This is a genomic window from Pantoea sp. Morm (assembly GCF_016643525.1).
In the GTDB taxonomy this organism is placed as follows: Bacteria; Pseudomonadota; Gammaproteobacteria; order Enterobacterales; family Enterobacteriaceae; genus Pantoea; species Pantoea dispersa.
Genome location: NZ_VOQX01000012.1, coordinates 66,229 through 81,738, shown reverse-complemented (window position 1 = coordinate 81,738; position 15,510 = coordinate 66,229). Strand labels below are relative to the sequence as shown.

General features: G+C 58.6%; 22 protein-coding genes and 1 pseudogene. 22 read left to right on the top strand and 1 reads right to left on the bottom strand.

Translation table 11 applies throughout. The features are described from left to right. The 9 genes and pseudogenes from FT726_RS06815 to FT726_RS06775 form a co-directional block, all read left to right on the top strand. Positions 1 to 269 (top strand): DNZ54_00345 family protein (locus FT726_RS06815; protein ID WP_346302597.1); only part of this gene is annotated, 269 nt, incomplete at its 5' end. After that, positions 269 to 694, top strand: coding sequence for an Rz-like lysis system protein LysB (gene lysB / locus FT726_RS06810; RefSeq protein ID WP_346302598.1), 426 nt, complete (start codon positions 269 to 271; stop codon positions 692 to 694). The genes FT726_RS06815 and lysB, both read left to right, overlap by 1 nt. Next, positions 588 to 827: an Rz1-like lysis system protein LysC gene (lysC, locus tag FT726_RS06805; protein WP_346302596.1), complete on the top strand. Its 240-nt coding sequence runs from the start codon at positions 588 to 590 to the stop codon at positions 825 to 827. Before lysB ends, lysC begins: the two co-directional genes overlap by 107 nt. After that, positions 790 to 1,221 carry a phage tail protein gene (locus FT726_RS06800; RefSeq protein WP_346302595.1) on the top strand — a complete coding sequence of 144 codons (432 nt, stop codon included), beginning with the start codon at positions 790 to 792 and terminating at the stop codon, positions 1,219 to 1,221. The genes lysC and FT726_RS06800 overlap by 38 nt, the downstream gene beginning before the upstream one ends. Then, positions 1,214 to 1,660: a phage virion morphogenesis protein gene (locus FT726_RS06795; RefSeq protein ID WP_346302594.1), complete on the top strand. Its 447-nt coding sequence runs from the start codon at positions 1,214 to 1,216 to the stop codon at positions 1,658 to 1,660. Before FT726_RS06800 ends, FT726_RS06795 begins: the two co-directional genes overlap by 8 nt. A 242-nt stretch (positions 1,661 to 1,902) precedes the next feature. Continuing rightward, positions 1,903 to 2,142, top strand: coding sequence for a hypothetical protein (locus FT726_RS06790; protein ID WP_058771615.1), 240 nt, complete (start codon positions 1,903 to 1,905; stop codon positions 2,140 to 2,142). After that, complete coding sequence (gene umuC, locus FT726_RS06785) at positions 2,142 to 3,407, top strand: translesion error-prone DNA polymerase V subunit UmuC (protein ID WP_346302593.1); 1,266 nt, start codon at positions 2,142 to 2,144, stop codon at positions 3,405 to 3,407. Before FT726_RS06790 ends, umuC begins: the two co-directional genes overlap by 1 nt. Positions 3,408 to 3,454: 47 nt before the next feature. Then, positions 3,455 to 3,730, top strand: coding sequence for a hypothetical protein (locus FT726_RS06780; RefSeq protein WP_346302599.1), 276 nt, complete (start codon positions 3,455 to 3,457; stop codon positions 3,728 to 3,730). After that, a pseudogene (locus tag FT726_RS06775) lies at positions 3,655 to 3,947 on the top strand (phage virion morphogenesis protein); the annotation flags it as partial. The gene FT726_RS06780 and the pseudogene FT726_RS06775, both read left to right, overlap by 76 nt. Positions 3,948 to 3,950: 3 nt before the next feature. Here FT726_RS06775 and FT726_RS06770 read toward each other — a convergent pair. After that, a complete protein-coding gene (locus FT726_RS06770) occupies positions 3,951 to 4,739 on the bottom strand; it encodes a DUF2971 domain-containing protein (protein WP_346302592.1) in 789 nt (262 codons plus the stop codon). Positions 4,740 to 4,858: 119 nt separating this feature from the next. Between FT726_RS06770 and FT726_RS06765 the strand changes: the two genes are divergently transcribed. The 13 genes from FT726_RS06765 (at position 4,859) to FT726_RS06705 (ending at position 15,492) form a co-directional block, all read left to right on the top strand. Beyond that, positions 4,859 to 5,491: a phage baseplate assembly protein V gene (locus tag FT726_RS06765; protein ID WP_346302591.1), complete on the top strand. Its 633-nt coding sequence runs from the start codon at positions 4,859 to 4,861 to the stop codon at positions 5,489 to 5,491. Next, positions 5,488 to 5,847, top strand: a complete 360-nt coding sequence (locus FT726_RS06760) for a GPW/gp25 family protein (protein WP_346302590.1) — start codon at positions 5,488 to 5,490, stop codon at positions 5,845 to 5,847. The genes FT726_RS06765 and FT726_RS06760 overlap by 4 nt, the downstream gene beginning before the upstream one ends. Continuing rightward, complete coding sequence (locus FT726_RS06755) at positions 5,834 to 6,748, top strand: baseplate J/gp47 family protein (RefSeq protein WP_346302589.1); 915 nt, start codon at positions 5,834 to 5,836, stop codon at positions 6,746 to 6,748. The genes FT726_RS06760 and FT726_RS06755 overlap by 14 nt, the downstream gene beginning before the upstream one ends. Beyond that, a complete protein-coding gene (locus tag FT726_RS06750) occupies positions 6,745 to 7,356 on the top strand; it encodes a phage tail protein I (RefSeq protein ID WP_346302588.1) in 612 nt (203 codons plus the stop codon). Before FT726_RS06755 ends, FT726_RS06750 begins: the two co-directional genes overlap by 4 nt. Continuing rightward, a complete protein-coding gene (locus FT726_RS06745; RefSeq protein WP_346302587.1) occupies positions 7,353 to 8,366 on the top strand; it encodes a phage tail protein in 1,014 nt (337 codons plus the stop codon). Before FT726_RS06750 ends, FT726_RS06745 begins: the two co-directional genes overlap by 4 nt. A gap of 2 nt (positions 8,367 to 8,368) precedes the next feature. After that, positions 8,369 to 8,845 (top strand): tail fiber assembly protein, encoded by a 477-nt coding sequence (locus FT726_RS06740; protein WP_346302586.1) that lies wholly within the window; start codon positions 8,369 to 8,371, stop codon positions 8,843 to 8,845. A 118-nt stretch (positions 8,846 to 8,963) separates the two neighbouring features. Then, positions 8,964 to 10,133, top strand: a complete 1,170-nt coding sequence (locus tag FT726_RS06735) for a phage tail sheath protein (RefSeq protein ID WP_346302585.1) — start codon at positions 8,964 to 8,966, stop codon at positions 10,131 to 10,133. Between the two features lie 12 nt (positions 10,134 to 10,145). After that, positions 10,146 to 10,661, top strand: a complete 516-nt coding sequence (locus tag FT726_RS06730) for a phage major tail tube protein (protein WP_166720167.1) — start codon at positions 10,146 to 10,148, stop codon at positions 10,659 to 10,661. A 54-nt stretch (positions 10,662 to 10,715) separates the two neighbouring features. Beyond that, positions 10,716 to 11,018 carry a phage tail assembly protein gene (locus FT726_RS06725; RefSeq protein WP_058770874.1) on the top strand — a complete coding sequence of 101 codons (303 nt, stop codon included), beginning with the start codon at positions 10,716 to 10,718 and terminating at the stop codon, positions 11,016 to 11,018. After that, positions 11,015 to 11,155 (top strand): GpE family phage tail protein, encoded by a 141-nt coding sequence (locus FT726_RS06720; RefSeq protein ID WP_071778615.1) that lies wholly within the window; start codon positions 11,015 to 11,017, stop codon positions 11,153 to 11,155. The genes FT726_RS06725 and FT726_RS06720 overlap by 4 nt, the downstream gene beginning before the upstream one ends. Then, positions 11,148 to 13,916 carry a phage tail tape measure protein gene (locus FT726_RS06715; protein ID WP_346302584.1) on the top strand — a complete coding sequence of 923 codons (2,769 nt, stop codon included), beginning with the start codon at positions 11,148 to 11,150 and terminating at the stop codon, positions 13,914 to 13,916. Before FT726_RS06720 ends, FT726_RS06715 begins: the two co-directional genes overlap by 8 nt. Then, complete coding sequence (locus FT726_RS06710) at positions 13,913 to 14,398, top strand: phage tail protein (RefSeq protein ID WP_346302583.1); 486 nt, start codon at positions 13,913 to 13,915, stop codon at positions 14,396 to 14,398. Before FT726_RS06715 ends, FT726_RS06710 begins: the two co-directional genes overlap by 4 nt. Beyond that, positions 14,395 to 15,492, top strand: coding sequence for a phage late control D family protein (locus tag FT726_RS06705; RefSeq protein ID WP_346302582.1), 1,098 nt, complete (start codon positions 14,395 to 14,397; stop codon positions 15,490 to 15,492). Before FT726_RS06710 ends, FT726_RS06705 begins: the two co-directional genes overlap by 4 nt. Positions 15,493 to 15,510 lie beyond the last annotated feature (18 nt).

Here is a 15,510-nt window from a genome sequence, read left to right as displayed (position 1 = left end):
ATATCTTGACCGGTGCGCTGGCCGGCTGCGCTGTGGGGGTGCTGTGTTCTGAAGGCGCGACCCGGCAGCGCCTGAAGGCGGCGCTGCAAAAGTTGCTGGCCGGCAGCGACGCGCAGGCCGTACCGAAATATGCGGGCTGGCTGCTGAAGCTGCTGATCGTGATGTCGCTGGCCTTTTCGGGATGGGTGATCACGCTGGTCTGCTACCTGTTGGCCGTGGTGATTTATAACCTGCTGCGCAGCCAGCTTGCAGAGCCTGCTGCAGCATGATGCGCGCGCTTGCGGTGCTGGTATGTGCGCTGCTGGCCGCGCTCGGCGTGCAGTCGTGGCGGCTCAGTACGGCGGACAGCCGTATTGATACCCAGGCGACCACCATTGAAAGCCAGGGCAAAAAGCTGTCACAGAAAAACGGCCAGCTGATTGCCCTGAATATCCTGACGCAGACCAGCAGCCGCGCGCAGACGCAGCTGTTTGCCGCCGCCGAGCAGAACGGCAAATTACTGCGCGAGCGGCAGCGCACCATTGAGGAACTGAAACGTGAAAATGAAGACCTTCGCCGCTGGTCTGACACCGCTCTGCCTGATCCTGTTGTCCGGCTGCGCCAGCGTCCGGCCCTCGCCGGAGGTGAGTCTTACCGTCAGTGGCTGTCCGAAAATCACCCGCTGCCAGCTCGACCCGGCAGGGCCGCGCAGTAACGGCGACCTGAACGCGCTGCTGGATGAAACGGAGGCCGCGTGGGCAGCATGCGCCGACAAGGTAGACACCATAATCAGCTGTCAGGAAAAAGACGATGAACAAGCCGCAGTCCTTACGCCGCGCCCTGAATAAGTCGGTGCCCTATGTGGATGAAAACCCCGACAGGCTGCACCTGTTTGTTGACGCCGGCCAGCTGGTCGCCACCTCCGCCGCCTCAATGTCGTGGGAATACCGCTACACGCTGAACGTGGTGATCACCGACTTTACCGGCGATCAGAACCTGCTGATGGCGCCGGTACTGTTCTGGCTGATGGAGAACCAGCCTGACGCGCTGCAGAACAGCGCGGAGCGGGAAAGGCTGTTCGCGTTTGAGGTTGATATCCTCGGCAATGACCGCTGCGACATCAGCATGAATATCCGGCTGACCGAGCGCGTGATCGCCCGCGAGGTAGACGGAAAGATGTCGGTGGAAGCCGTGCCGGAGCCGGAAATCCCGGATGAATTCTGGACGGAAAATCATGGCTGAGCTGCATGAAGTGGACGCCTGGCTGGATGCTTTGCTGACGCAGCTGGCGCCGGCGGCGCGCAGAAAGATGCTGCGCGAGGTCGCCCGCGACGTGCGGCGCATTCAGCAGGCAAATATCACCGCGCAGCGTGCGCCGGACGGTACCGCGTGGGAACCGCGCCGCGTCAGCGCCCGCAGCAAGCCGGGCCGCATACGCCGCAAAATGTTTGCGAAGCTCAAGACTGCCAAATATCTGAAGACACAGGCAGACGACAATGCGGCCGAAATCAGTTTTGTGCCGGCGGTGCAGAAGCTGGCGCGCGTCCACCATTACGGGCTGCGGGACCGCGTAAACCGGCGCGGCACGGTTGTGCAATATGCCGAGCGTCCGCTGCTGGGCGTAAACGCGGAGGTGGAAAGCACGGTGCGCGATACGCTGCTGCGCTGGCTCAGCGAGTAAGCAACCCTGTTCGCCGAAAATGACCGCATGCACGCCGGGATTAATGAGTGCAATGGTTTCCCTGAGCGGCCGGCCGTGCGCCCCCTTGGCGGCGAACAGAAGTACCGCGTCTCCATCACTAAAAACTAAATCTCTTTACTCACCAAAGGCTTTACAAAAACCCCAACCGCAGCGGCTTGATCAGTTCCACCGATCGATATTACTGTTTATCCATACAGTATTTATCACGGAGGTAAATGACCATGCCACGCGACTACGAAATCATGATTGCTTTCCGGCAGGCGGTGAAACGCGACGCTGCCGGCCGCTATACCATCAGCACACTCGACTTCATCAGGGAGCTTGACCGGCTGAACTGGCATTACACGCTGCGGGCGGCCAATAAGTGGATCGAGATGCACACCACAACGTTCCGCGACATCACTAAAACCGACGGTGAAGAGCGCCTGTTTCAGGTGTTCAATCCGAACGGCGGTGTGTGATGTTTGCCCTGGTCGATGTGAACTCGTTCTATGCGAGTTGCGAAACAGTATTCAGGCCCGATCTGCGGGGAAAGCCGGTAGTGGTGCTGAGCAATAATGACGGTTGTGTTATTGCCCGATCGGCAGAGGCCAAAGCGCTGCAAATCCCCATGGGCGCGCCGTACTTCAAGCTGAAGGATGAATTCCGCCGGCACAAGGTGCAGGTGTTCAGCTCCAACTATGCGCTCTACGCCGACATGAGCAACCGCGTGATGAGCACGCTGGAGGGCATGGCGCCGGCCGTGGAAATCTACTCAATCGACGAAGCGTTTATGTGCCTGGACGGCATGCAGCGCAATCACCCGCTTGAGGACTTTGGACGCGCTGTCCGGGCGCGCGTTAAGCAGGAAACGCACCTGACCGTAGGCGTAGGGATAGCGCAGACCAAAACGCTCGCCAAACTGGCTAACCATGCAGCCAAGAAGTGGACGAAGACCGGCGGCGTGCTGGACCTGTCGAACATCGACCGTCAGCGCAAGCTTATGGCGCTGGTGCCGGTTGAGGATGTATGGGGCGTCGGCCGGCGCATCAGCAAGAAGCTTAACGCCATGGGCATCATGACCGCCAGAGACCTGTCAGAGCAAAGCACCTACACCATCCGCAAACACTTCAACGTTGTGCTGGAGCGAACCGTCAGAGAGCTGCGCGGTGAGCCATGCCTGCAGCTGGAAGAGTTCGCCCCCACCAAACAGCAGATTGTCTGCTCCCGCTCATTTGGCTCCCGGCTCACCAAATACGATGACATGCGCGAAGCAATATGTACCTTCGCCGCGCGTGCCGCGAGCAAGCTGCGCGGCGAGCGACAGTATTGCACGCAGATAGCCGTGTTCGTCCGGACCAGCCCTCACGCCGTGGGCGAAGTTTTCTACGGCAACCAGTCGACCGGCAAGGTGCTTACGCCAACCAACGACACGCGCGACATCATCCGGGTGGCCATAGAAGCGCTCGATCGCATCTGGCTTGAAGGGCACCGCTACATGAAGGCAGGTGTGATGCTGGGCGATTTCTACAGCGAAGGCGTGTCGCAGCTGAATCTGTTTGATGAAAACAAACCACAGGCCAACAGCGAGGCGCTGATGCGCGTGATGGATGGTCTCAACCTGAGCGGGAAGGGGAATCTATGGTTCGCAGGGCAGGGTATACAGAACACATGGGCGATGAAGCGCGAGATGCTTTCGCCGGCATATACCACAAAAGTTTCCGACCTGCCGGTGGTCCGGTGCTGATCACTTCGCGGCCGTCTGAAACGCTCCACGTTCCTACTTGTGACGGGGTGGCTATTATCGACAGGTCGGTGTGGCCAAAGCCAGGTGACACCATCCTGTTTGAGGCGTATGGGACTTGCCATATCGGCCGGCTCGGGCCGGACTACATCATCTGTGAAGACGGCGAAACATATGAAGGCGAGGCGCTGGAAGATATCAGCGTTATTGGCGTGCAGATGTGGAATGTAGTGGAAGTGTGTGGGGATGCAGCGCTTGGGAACCGCGCCGCGCCAGCGCCCGCAGCAAGCCGGGGCGCATTCGCCGTAAAATGTTTGCGAAGCTGAAGACAGCAAAGTATCTCAAGACAAAGGCGACAGTGCCGAGATGGTTTTTGCGCCTGCAGTGCAGCGTATGGTCCGTATTCACCATTACGAGCTGCGTGACCGTGTGAGCAGGCGAGGCATTATGGTGAAATATGCTGAGCGCCCACTGCTGGGTATAAATGGGGAAGCCGAAGCAGCAGTGAATGGTATTTTATTAAGCTGGCTTGCAATAAAGTGAGATTTATTGATTTTTAATCGAGTCTATGGCTTCATCAATAGGTATTTTATTAAACTGCCAGTCCTCTTTATCAAACCAGCATGCAAATAAATTACAGTGAGGGAGTTTGTTTTTTACTTTTCTTTTTATCTTTTTAAGGTAATCCTTGTTGTAGGCATTTCTAACGCCAATATATAGCTCTTTAAAGGCGGTTTTATCAATAGCATGAATTTCCCCCCTGTTAAATCCTCTGTCAATATTTTTTACAACGCGGACTTCTTCTTCATATGACCAATGAGATGATTTGTACAGGAAGGTACGTTGCAAAGCTTCAAGCAAACCCGGTTCATATCTTAAGGTTAACCCCTCGTAAACCCGATGATTTTCTGAGTTTTCGAATGGGTGCTTGGGTTTCGTTGACGTGTAAATAACATTTCCATATTTTGCAGGTATTACGTTTTCATCATTTGAGTTAAATCCAGCTTCATTCACATCAATTCCAAATACAAAGCCTGCATGTGAATCGTTACCCCTATCGGCTCTCATTCCACCTTTTGATTCTTCGTATTTACCTTTACCATAATGTGACCACATAAGAGGGTTAAGCGGATTGCGAGTGAGTGATAAAATACCATACGTAGTAGATACAGCATGACGCCTGATTAACTGGTCATTGGTATAGGGAGGCTCACCATGATGAAGGCTAATTAATTCAAAAGGATCATTAAAGGAAGATGCTTTAGAAAACTTCAACGTGAAATTTTGTATTATTTTATTAAAGCCGCCTAAATCAACATACTTATAAAGAATCATATTTTGTCCTTAACCATCGCCATCTGCGAAAACTGATACTTATAAACTATCTCATTGTGAGAAACACCACACAAGGATGTTTCGTTTAACAGTCCTTTGCTGTCATGCACTCTCACACCATGAACGAAAAACTTACCGAAATCATGCGCCTCATCACCAACCTGATCCGCACCGGCATTGTGTCCGAGGTGGATAAGGTGAACTGGCTGTGCCGGGTGAAAACGGGCGACCTTGAAACAAACTGGATCAACTGGCTGACCCTGCGCGCCGGTAATACACGTACGTGGTGGAAGCCGTCTGTGGGGGAGCAGGTTGTACTGCTGAGCCTCGGCGGCAATCTGGAAACCGCGTTTGCGCTGCCGGCCATCTATTCCGAGGCTTTCCCACCACCTGATTATTCAGAGGACGGTGCCACCACCGTGTTTAAGGACGGCGGCTGGTTTCAGTATGAGCCTGAATCCGGCCAGCTGCTGATCAGGAACATCAAAAGCGTGCTGATTGAGGCGTCGGATAAAATCGAGCTAAATACCGCTCACTTTGTCGTGAACGCTGACCAGACGCGGCTTAACAGCCCGACCGTAATCACCGGTGATACTGCGATTCATGGCGGCACGGAGCTTAATGGCGGCGCGAAGATTAGCGGCGACGTGACGCAGGGCGGGGGACAAATGAGTTCAAACGGCGTGGTAGTTGACGACCATGACCACGGCGGCGTCCAGCGCGGCGGCGGCAGAACGGACGGTCCGCAATGACAATGTATCTCGGCATGAACCGCGACACCGGTGAGGCGATCACGGACATTGACCACATCCGCCAGAGCGTGCGCGACATTCTGGTGACGCCGGAGGGCAGCAGGATAGCGCGGCGCGAATACGGCTCGCTGCTGTCGGTGCTGATTGACCGCCCGCAGAATGACGCCACGCGCCTGCAGGTGATGGCGGCGGTCTACACCGCGCTGAGCCGATGGGAGCCGCGCATCAGACTGAGCACCTTAAACATCACCAGCGCCTACGACGGCTCGATGGTGGTTGAGATTGCCGGCCAGCGCGACGACGGATCGCCGCTCGCTTTATCCGTACCGACAGGGGGCAACAGTGGCAGTAATTGACCTTTCACAGCTGCCGGCACCGGAGATTATTGAGGTGCCGGACTTTGAGACGCTGCTGGCTGAACGCAAAGCGGCGCTGATTGCGCTTTATCCGGCAGAGCAGCAGGCGGCCGTGCGCCGCGTGCTGGCGCTGGAGTCCGATCCGATGGTGAAAATGCTGCAGGAAAGCGTGTACCGCGAAATCCTGCTGCGCCAGCGCATCAACGAGGCGGCGCAGGCGGTTATGGTGGCCTATGCGCTGGGCAGCGATCTGGACCAGCTGGCCGCGCTGAATAACGTGAAGCGCCTGACCGTGACGCCGGCCAACCCCGACGCGGTGCCGCCGGTTGATGCGGTGATGGAAACCGACGACGCCTTACGTGTGCGCGTGCCGGAAGCATTCGAGGGTTTATCCGTGGCCGGGCCGACGGGTGCCTATGAGTTCCACGCGAAAAGCGCCGACGGGCGGGTGCTGGACGTGTCCGCAACCAGCCCGGCGCCGGCGGAGGTGCTGATCACCGTGCTGAGCCGCGAAGACAACGGCACTGCAACAGCTGACTTACTGGCTACAGTGAACGCAGCACTGAACGCCGAGAGCGTGCGTCCGGTGGCGGACCGCGTGACCACGCAGGCGGCAATCATTCACGATTACAGCGTTAAGGCGAAGCTGCACCTGTTCGACGGCGTGGCCGCCGGTCCGTGCCTTGAGGCGGCAAACGAAAGGCTGACCGCCTACCTTACCGAACAGAAAAAGCTGGGTCGCAGCGTGCGCCGGGAGTCTTACGGCGCGGTGCTGCGCGTGGCCGGTGTGGACTGGGTGGAAATGATCGAGCCGGCAGAGGACATCATCATGGACCGCACGCAGGCCGGCAACTGCACGGGCACCGACGTGTCGGTGGCCGCTGACGGGGTGGCGTCATGAGCAACAGCAGCCTGATGCCGCCCGGCTCTGCGGCACTTGAGCGCCGTCTGGCAGAGGCGTGCGCGGACATTTCCGGGCTGAACGTGCCGCTGCGCGAACTGTGGAATCCGATCACCTGCCCGGTGAGTTTTCTTCCCTATCTTGCCTGGTCGTTTTCGGTGGATCGCTGGGATGAGGGCTGGGCGGAGAACGTTAAGCGCAAGGTAGTGCAGGATGCGTTTTACATCCATCAGCACAAGGGAACCATCAGTGCAATCCGGCGTGTGGTGGAGCCGCTCGGATATCTCATCCGTGTTATTGAGTGGTGGAAAACCGGTGAGACGCCCGGCACGTTTCGGCTTGATGTAGGCGTGCTTGATACCGGCATTACGGAAGAGATGTACAACGAACTGGAGCGCGTCATAGCCGATGCGAAACCCTGTAGCCGTCACCTAATAGGGCTGTCAATCAATCTTGATGCATACGGCGCGCTACCGGTAGCCGCGACCAGTTACAGCGGCGACGAGCTAACCGTTTACCCCTATACCCCTGACATTATCAGCACCGGCGGCACGGGCTATTCCGGCGCGGCGGTGCACCTCATTGACCTGATGGAAGTAAACGCATGACGACAAAATATTACGCCCTGCTGACTAATCAGGGCGCAGCAAAGCTTGCGAACGCTGCCGCGCTTGGCACGAAAGTGGAGATTAAGGAGATGGCTGTTGGCGACGGCGGCGGGACGCTGCCAACGCCCGATGCGGCGCAGACTAAGCTTGTAGGCGAGAAGCGCCGGGCGCAGCTTAATTCACTTGCGATTGATTCAGCCAACAGCAGCCAGATCATTGCAGAACAGATTATTCCCGAGAGCGACGGCGGTTTCTGGATCCGTGAAATCGGACTGTATGACGCCGACGGCGCACTAATTGCTGTGGCTAACTGTGCCGAAACCTATAAGCCGCAACTGGCCGAGGGCAGCGGTCGCACGCAGACGGTGCGCATGATTCTTATTGTCAACAGCACGTCTGCAGTCACCCTGAAAGTCGATCCATCGGTTGTGCTGGCAACACGGAAGTACGTGGACGACGGCGTGATTATTGCAAAGCAGTACGCTGACGCGCGTCTTGAGCAGGCAAAAGAGTATAGCGACGATGCGATGATGAGGCACGTTGAGGAGGTGAATCCTCATAATCAGTACCTTAAAATTAGCAGCGCCCTAAAAGAGATTGCTGATGCGGGTAAAATCCCTGACGCGTTATCGGTGCTGGGGCTTACCGAGCTGGCGCTGGCCGGGGCGGGCGGCGGTGTTATCGGGGAATCAGGTTATATCAAAATCCCAATGGTTATTGCCGGCGTCAAAAAGGTGCTTTACATCCAGTGGGGCTCTTTTACCAGCGTAACGGGAAGCACTGGTACGGGCGGGGTTTATGAAAGCCCGACAGCCTCTGTTACATGGCCAGTGGCGTTTCCGAATAATGTCCTTCAGGTGATTACCGGTGGCTCGTCTGATGTTGGCGGGGCGGGGCAGCAGGAAATGGCCTGGGCTTTTGGCAAAAGCAGGACGACCGGATCTTTTGGTTTTCAGTGCCGAAGTCCTAACACATCGATGACTGGTTCTTATATCGCGCTGGGGTATTGACGATGAGATTTTCAGAAGTAACGCAGGCTTTCTATGATGAATCATTTGAAGCAAACGCCGCAGTTGATGATATTCCGACAGACGTCCGCGAAATTAGCCAGGAAGAGTATCAGGAATATTTTATTGCCGTTAATGGCGCGTGTCGGGTTTACTTCAGCAACGCGCGTTTTGTAGTCTCCCCACCTCGGCCCAACGAGTTTAGCGGGTGGGATGATGCTAAAAAAACGTGGTTCATGAGTGACGAGGCGAAAGCACAGCAACTGGCGCAATATGTAGCCAACGCGAATAAGCAACGAAAGACGCTGATTGACGAAGCCACTCAGCGAATTTCTCTCCTGCAGACGAAAGTGATGATGGGGAGGGCATTGACTGAAAACGAAAAGCAAACGCTAAACGCCTGGATGGATTACATCGACCTGCTGAATATGATTGATGTATCCGGTGCACCCAATATCAGCTGGCCAGCCAAACCTGAATAAATCGCAGGCCCAATCCGGGCCTGTTTTCATTGTGTCATTCCCCACACAAACCCCGAAGGATGCACCCGCGCCCGCGAACTTTCACCATAGCGGAACCCCTTAACAGGAGAACCGCCACATGGCACAGGATTATCATCACGGCGTGCGCGTTGAGGAAATCAACGAGGGCACCCGAACCATTACCACCGTCAGTACCGCGATCGTCGGGCTGGTCTGCACCGGCGACGACGCCGACCCGGCAACGTTCCCGCTTAACCGCCCGGTGCTGCTGACCGACGTACTCACCGCCAGCGGCAAGGCGGGCGAATCCGGCACGCTGGCCCGATCGCTCGACGCTATCGCCGACCAGTCCAAACCCGTCACCGTGGTGGTGCGCGTGCCACAGGGTGAGACCGAGGCGGAAACCTCCGCGAATATCATCGGCGGCGTCACCGACGGCCAGCGCACCGGTATGAAAGCGTTGCTGGCCGCGCAGTCGGTGTGCGGCGTTAAGCCGCGCATCCTCGGCGCGCCGGGACACGATACGCAGGCCGTTGCAACCGAGCTGCTAAGCGTGGCGCAGAGTCTGCGCGGGTTTGCGTACCTGTCCGCCTACGGCTGCAAAAGCGTGGAGGAGGCGATCGCTTACCGCGCCAACTTCAGCCAGCGCGAAGGGATGCTGATCTGGCCTGACTTCATCAGCTTCGACACCGTGCTGAAGCAGGACGCCACCGCTTACGCCACCGCCCGCGCGCTGGGCCTGCGCGCCAAAATCGACGAGCAGACCGGCTGGCATAAGTCGCTCTCTAACGTCGGCGTCAACGGCGTGACCGGCATTTCTAAGGACGTATTCTGGGATTTACAGGAACCGGCTACCGACGCGGGCCTGCTGAACCAGAACGACGTCACCACGCTTATTCGCAAAGACGGCTACCGCTTCTGGGGTTCCCGCTGCCTGAGCGATGATCCGCTGTTTGCGTTTGAGTGCTACACCCGTACCGCACAGGTGCTGATGGACACCATGGCCGAGGCGCAGATGTGGTCCGTTGACGGCCCGCTGAACCCGTCGCTGGCCCGCGACATTATCGAGGGTATCCGCGCGAAGCTGCGCAGCCTGGTGACTCAGGGATACCTGATCGGCGCCGACTGCTGGCTGGATGCGAGCGTCAATGACAAAGAGACGCTAAAGGCGGGCAAGCTGCTGATCGATTACGACTACACACCGGTGCCGCCGCTGGAAAACCTGCTGCTGCGTCAGCGCATCACCGACCAGTATCTGGTCGATTTCAGCAGCCGCGTGGGCGCATAAGGAGACTGAATCATGGCATTACCCCGCAAGCTTAAGCACCTGAACATGTTCAACGCCGGCAACAACTGGCAGGGGCTGGCTGAGTCTGTGACGCTGCCCAAATTCACCCGTAAGTTTGAGAAATATCGCGGCGGCGGCATGGCTGGCGCGGTGGATATCGACATGGGACTGGACGACGGCGCGCTGGATACGGAATTTACCATCGGTGGCACCGAGTCGCTGCTGTTTAAACAGATGGGCACTACCACCGTGGACGGAATTCAGCTGCGCTTTACCGGCTCCATCCAGCGTGACGACACCGGCGAGGTGCAGGCGGTCGAGCTGGTTACGCGCGGACGTTACAAAGAGCTGGATTCCGGCGAGTGGAAGACCGGCGAATCCAGCACCACGAAGGTGTCAGGCACCAACAGCTACGCCAAGCTGACCATTAACGGTGAGGTGCTCTATGAGTGCGATCTGGTGAACATGATCGAAATCGTTGGCGGCACTGACCTGATGGAAGCGCACCGGAACGCTCTCGGCCTGTAATCAACCCGGCAGGCACCGACCTGCCGCTTCATCCCTTATTAACGGAATCGCATCATGACTGATAAAACCACTGAAAAAGCCATCGAGCTGGATACCCCGCTGCTGCGCGGCAAAACCGAAATCACCCACATCACCGTCCGCAAGCCGCAGTCCGGTGCGCTGCGCGGCACCCGCCTGCAGGCGCTGATGGATATGGACGTCAACGCAATGATGGTTGTATTGCCGCGCGTCACCACGCCCGCGCTTACCGCGCAGGAAATCAGCGAAATGGACCCGGCCGACCTGCTGTCGCTCTCCGTCGAGGTGGTCACTTTTTTGTTGCCGAAGTCGGCGCTGTCAGCTTTCCCGACGGCCTGACGGTAGAAGATCTGGTAGCGGACATCGCTACCGTTTTTCACTGGCCGCCGCCGGTCATGTACGCGGAGTCGCTGACGGACGTGCTGGAGTGGCGGCACAAAGCAATTCAGCGAAGCGGAGCCGGCGACGATGAGTAACACAAACCTGCGCCTGCAGGTGGTATTAAGCGCGGTCGATAAAATCACGCGCCCTATTCAAAGTGCAAGCGACGGCTCAAAAGAGCTGGCCGCCGCGCTGAAGGCCAGCAAAGACGGCCTGAAATCCCTAAATGATCAGGCGGGCCGGATTGACGGTTTCCGCAAGACGCGCTCTCAGCTGGCCGTAACCGCTAACAATCTCAAAGCCGCCCGTGAGGAAGCGGCGCGGCTTGGCGTGCAGTTCACCGAAACTAACCGGCCCACCGCCGCGCAGGCGCGCCTGCTTGAGCAGGCTAAGAACCGCGCCAGCCAGCTGCAGCAGACCTATAACGGCCTGCGGCTGTCGGTGCAGCGCCAGCGCGAGGCGCTGAACGCCACCGGTATTGATACAAAGCAGCTCAGCGCCGCGCAGCGGCGGCTCAAAACTGACGCGCAGGCGGCAACGGGGGCGATTGAGCGGCAGCAGGCGGAGCTGCGCAGGCTGGGCGAGCGCCAGCAGGCGGAGTTGCGAAGGCAAAGCGAATACCAGCAGAAGCTGGCCGCCATCCGGGCGACCCATGATAAAACGATCAATTTACGTAACAGCCTTGCCGGTAACGGCGCGGGCATGGTGGCTTCGGGTGTAGCAACCGGCGTCACCATGATGGCCCCGGTTCGTGCCTTCGTAGAGTCCGAGGACGCAGCAACGCAGCTTGCTGCCTCGCTTATGGGGCCGGGCGCGAAGGTCTCGGCCGAGTTTGAGAAAATCAACCGCCTGGCCGTAAGCCTGGGCGATAAGCTGCCCGGCACCACAGCAGACTTTCAGAACATGATGACCATGCTCCGCCGACAGGGCATGAGCGCGCAGGCGATCCTCGGCGGGCTGGGTGAGGCAACGGCCTATCTCGGTGTGCAGCTGAAGATGGCACCGACAGACGCGGCGGAGTTTGCCGCGAAGCTGCAGGACGCCACGCAGACCAGCGAAAAAGACATGATGCGTCTGACGGACATCATTCAGAAGGGATTTTACGCCGGCGTTGACCCCGGCAACATGCTGCAGGGTTACGCCAAAATCAGCAGCGCAATGAACATCATCAAGATGCAGGGCATTGATGCAGCAAAAGCGTTTGCGCCGCTACTGGTGATGGCTGACCAGTCAAGCATGGCCGGCGAGTCGGCGGGCAACGCCTACCGCAAGGTGTTTCAGGGCATGATGGACAGCGAAAACATTCAGGGCGTGAATGATGACCTGAAAGGCACCGGGGTGAAATTCAACTTCACCGACGGCAAAGGCGAGTTCGGCGGGTTTGAGAAAATGTATAAGCAGCTGGCGCAAATCAGCCAGCTGAACACCGAGCAAAGACTTTCCACGATCAAGAGCCTGTTCGGGGATGACGCGGAGGTGTCGCAGGTCGTCCAGATCATGATCAGCAAAGGCATCGCGGGCTACCGGGACGCGGCGCAGAAGCTGGAAACGCAGGCCTCACTGCGTGAGCGCGTTGACGCCTCGCTGAGCACTCTTGGCAATAAATGGGAGGCGGCAACCGGTTCGTTTACTAACGCAATGGCCGCCATCGGTGAAACGGTGGCCCCCGCGCTGAAGCTGCTGGCCGACTGGCTCGGCGAAGTGGCATCCGGACTCGGTGAGTTCGTTAAGCAGCACCCGCAGCTGACGGCGGCGCTGTTCAAAATGGGCGCCGCGTTTGCCATTGGCGCGACAGCTCTCGGCGCGCTCTCACTGGCGGCAGCGGCAATCCTCGGTCCGCTGGCGCTGCTGCGGCTGAGCTGCAGCGTGCTGGGGCTGAATGGGATCACCGCGTTTGGGCTGCTGAAAAGCGGGATTGGGATTGCTGGCAAAGCGGTGCAGTGGCTGGGATTTAAGGCGTTCAGCGCGTTCGGGTTGTTCAAAAGCGGGATTGGCATAGCCGGCAACGCGGTGCTGTGGCTGGGGCGACTGATGATGGCGAACCCGATTCTGGTGGCGATTGGCCTGATTGCCGCCGGGGCGCTGCTTATCTGGCAGAACTGGGAGACGCTCGGGCCAAAACTTTCCGCGATGTGGGACGCCATCAGCACGAAGGTGGGTAGCGTCTGGACCGCGATCCGCAGCTACATCAGCACCAAATGGAACGAAATTGTGGCAGACGTGCAGGCGCTGCCGGCACGGTTTCAGGAAGCCGGCGCGCAGATGATTGACGGGCTGCTGGCAGGCGTCAGCCAGAAATGGGACGCGCTGAAAAGCAAGCTTTCATCCCTCACCGATTACCTGCCGGATTTTCTGAAGCCTGACGGAGATAAGCTGCGTGCACCGCATGTAAAAACGGGCAGCGGGGTAGCGCTGCCGCCGGGCGGGTTTCCTGCATTTGCCGGCATGTACGACAGCGGCGGGTTTATCCCGTCCGGGCAGTTTGGCGTGGCCGGCGAGAACGGGCCGGAGCTTGTCAGCGGGCCGGCGAACGTCACCAGCCGCAGGAGTACTGCGCAGCTGGCCGCGCTGGCGGCGCTGGCGCTCGGCGGCGCGGCGGCTACTGGCGAGGCGAAACCGCTGCACCCGCTGAGCCTGCCCGCGCAGGCGTACCGGCAGGACGTGGCCCGTACAAAATCAGCGGCTGGCGCCGTCCCTGCTGTCAGTATTCACGCGCCGATCACCATCGTGCAGCAGCCAGGGCAAAGCCAGCAGGATCTGGTCGATGAAGTGATGCGCAGACTTGAGGCAAAAGAGCGGCAGGTGCAGGCCCGCGCCCGCAGCAGCTACCGCGACAGGGGAGGATTTGACGAATGATGATGACGCTAGGGATGTTCGTTTTCATGCTGAAAACGGTCCCTTATCAGGAGCTGCAGCTGCAGCGCAGCTGGCGATTTCCGGCAAACAGCCGGGTGGGCGTGCGCCCCTCGCTGCAGTTCCTCGGGCCGGATAACGACACGCTGACGCTTTCCGGTGTGCTGCTGCCGGAGATTACCGGCGGCAGGCTGACGTTATACGCGCTGGAGCAAATCGCAGAACTGGGTCGCGCATGGCCGCTGATTGAGGGCAGCGGCACAATTTACGGCATGTACGTGATCGAGAGCCTGAGCCAGACCAAAGCTGAGTTTTTCAGCAACGGCGAATGCCGGCGCATTGAGTTCACGCTCACCCTGAAACGGGCCGACGAGTCGCTGGCGGACATGTTCGGCAGTCTGAGCGATCAGCTCACCGCCATGCAGAGCGCGGCCTCCGCCACTGCCGGCAGGCTGGCTACCGCTGCGGGAGGTCTGTTTTCATGACGGGCGGTCAGTGGATTAACGGGGCGGGGAACGCGCCTGCATTCCGGCTGACGCTGGAGGGGGCCGACATCACACAGAAGCTTGAAAAACGGCTGCTGAGCCTGACGCTGACAGATAACCGTGGGTTTGAGGCCGATCAGCTGGACATCGAACTGGACGACGCCGACGGCCAGCTGCAGCTGCCGCGCCGTGGCGTTTTGCTGGAGCTGGCGCTGGGCTGGCAGGGTGAAGTGCTTTTTCCGAAAGGCAGCTACACCGTGGACGAAATCGAGCACACCGGCACGCCTGACCGTCTGGTGCTGCGCGCCCGCAGCGCCGATTTCCGGCAGACGCTTAACATCAAAAGGGAGAAATCCTGGCATAAAACCACCGTGGGCGAGATGGTGAAAGATATCGCCGCACGGCACCGGCTGGAGGTCGCGCTGGGTGAGGACGTGGCGAAAATGGCGATCGATCACATCGACCAGACGAACGAGTCAGACGCCAGCTTTCTGATGCGGCTTGCGAAGCAGTGCGGCGCCGTTGCGTGCGTGAAAAATGGCAACCTGCTGTTTATCCGGCAGGGGCAGGGCAAAACCGCGAGCGGCAGACCGCTGCCGGTTATAACCATTCAGCGCAAAGATGGTGATGGCCATCGCTTTACCCTGGCTGACCGCGACGCCTACACCGGCGTGATCGCCAGCTGGTTGCACACCCGCGAGCCGGAAAAAAAGCCGGAAGCGAAGGTGAAGCGCCGGCGCAAAGCCACGGCCATAAAAAAGGAGCCGGAAGCGAAGCAGGGGGATTATCTGATCGGAACGGATGAAAACGTGCTGGTGCTGAGCCGGACCTATGCCAACCGGAGCAACGCAGAGCGCGCCGCCAAAATGCAGTGGGAACGGCTGCAGCGTGGCGTGGCGTCTTTCTCGCTGCAGCTGGCGCGGGGGCGCGCAGATCTCTACACAGAAATGCCGGTGAAAGTCAGCGGGTTTAAGCAGGCTATCGATACGGCTGAATGGATTATCACGACCCTGACGCATAGCCTGAGTACAGACAGCGGGTATACGACCAGTATCGAATTGGAAGTGAAAATTGAATCATTAGATATGGGGTGAAAAGTATCTCAAATGGGT

What these genes read in the sequence shown, in the direction of transcription:
- FT726_RS06750 (WP_346302588.1), top strand. Translation starts at nt 6,745, where the DNA reads ATGAGCAACAGCAGCCTGATGCCGCCCGGCTCTGCGGCACTTGAGCGC.
- FT726_RS06795 (WP_346302594.1), top strand. Translation starts at nt 1,214, where the DNA reads ATGGCTGAGCTGCATGAAGTGGACGCCTGGCTGGATGCTTTGCTGACG.
- FT726_RS06745 (WP_346302587.1), top strand. Translation starts at nt 7,353, where the DNA reads ATGACGACAAAATATTACGCCCTGCTGACTAATCAGGGCGCAGCAAAG.
- FT726_RS06765 (WP_346302591.1), top strand. Translation starts at nt 4,859, where the DNA reads ATGAACGAAAAACTTACCGAAATCATGCGCCTCATCACCAACCTGATC.
- FT726_RS06800 (WP_346302595.1), top strand. Translation starts at nt 790, where the DNA reads ATGAACAAGCCGCAGTCCTTACGCCGCGCCCTGAATAAGTCGGTGCCC.
- lysB (WP_346302598.1), top strand. Translation starts at nt 269, where the DNA reads ATGCGCGCGCTTGCGGTGCTGGTATGTGCGCTGCTGGCCGCGCTCGGC.
- FT726_RS06705 (WP_346302582.1), top strand. Translation starts at nt 14,395, where the DNA reads ATGACGGGCGGTCAGTGGATTAACGGGGCGGGGAACGCGCCTGCATTC.
- FT726_RS06715 (WP_346302584.1), top strand. Translation starts at nt 11,148, where the DNA reads ATGAGTAACACAAACCTGCGCCTGCAGGTGGTATTAAGCGCGGTCGAT.
- FT726_RS06710 (WP_346302583.1), top strand. Translation starts at nt 13,913, where the DNA reads ATGATGATGACGCTAGGGATGTTCGTTTTCATGCTGAAAACGGTCCCT.
- FT726_RS06735 (WP_346302585.1), top strand. Translation starts at nt 8,964, where the DNA reads ATGGCACAGGATTATCATCACGGCGTGCGCGTTGAGGAAATCAACGAG.
- FT726_RS06725 (WP_058770874.1), top strand. Translation starts at nt 10,716, where the DNA reads ATGACTGATAAAACCACTGAAAAAGCCATCGAGCTGGATACCCCGCTG.
- FT726_RS06790 (WP_058771615.1), top strand. Translation starts at nt 1,903, where the DNA reads ATGCCACGCGACTACGAAATCATGATTGCTTTCCGGCAGGCGGTGAAA.
- FT726_RS06740 (WP_346302586.1), top strand. Translation starts at nt 8,369, where the DNA reads ATGAGATTTTCAGAAGTAACGCAGGCTTTCTATGATGAATCATTTGAA.
- FT726_RS06760 (WP_346302590.1), top strand. Translation starts at nt 5,488, where the DNA reads ATGACAATGTATCTCGGCATGAACCGCGACACCGGTGAGGCGATCACG.
- umuC (WP_346302593.1), top strand. Translation starts at nt 2,142, where the DNA reads ATGTTTGCCCTGGTCGATGTGAACTCGTTCTATGCGAGTTGCGAAACA.
- FT726_RS06770 (WP_346302592.1), bottom strand. Translation starts at nt 4,739, where the DNA reads ATGATTCTTTATAAGTATGTTGATTTAGGCGGCTTTAATAAAATAATA.
- FT726_RS06730 (WP_166720167.1), top strand. Translation starts at nt 10,146, where the DNA reads ATGGCATTACCCCGCAAGCTTAAGCACCTGAACATGTTCAACGCCGGC.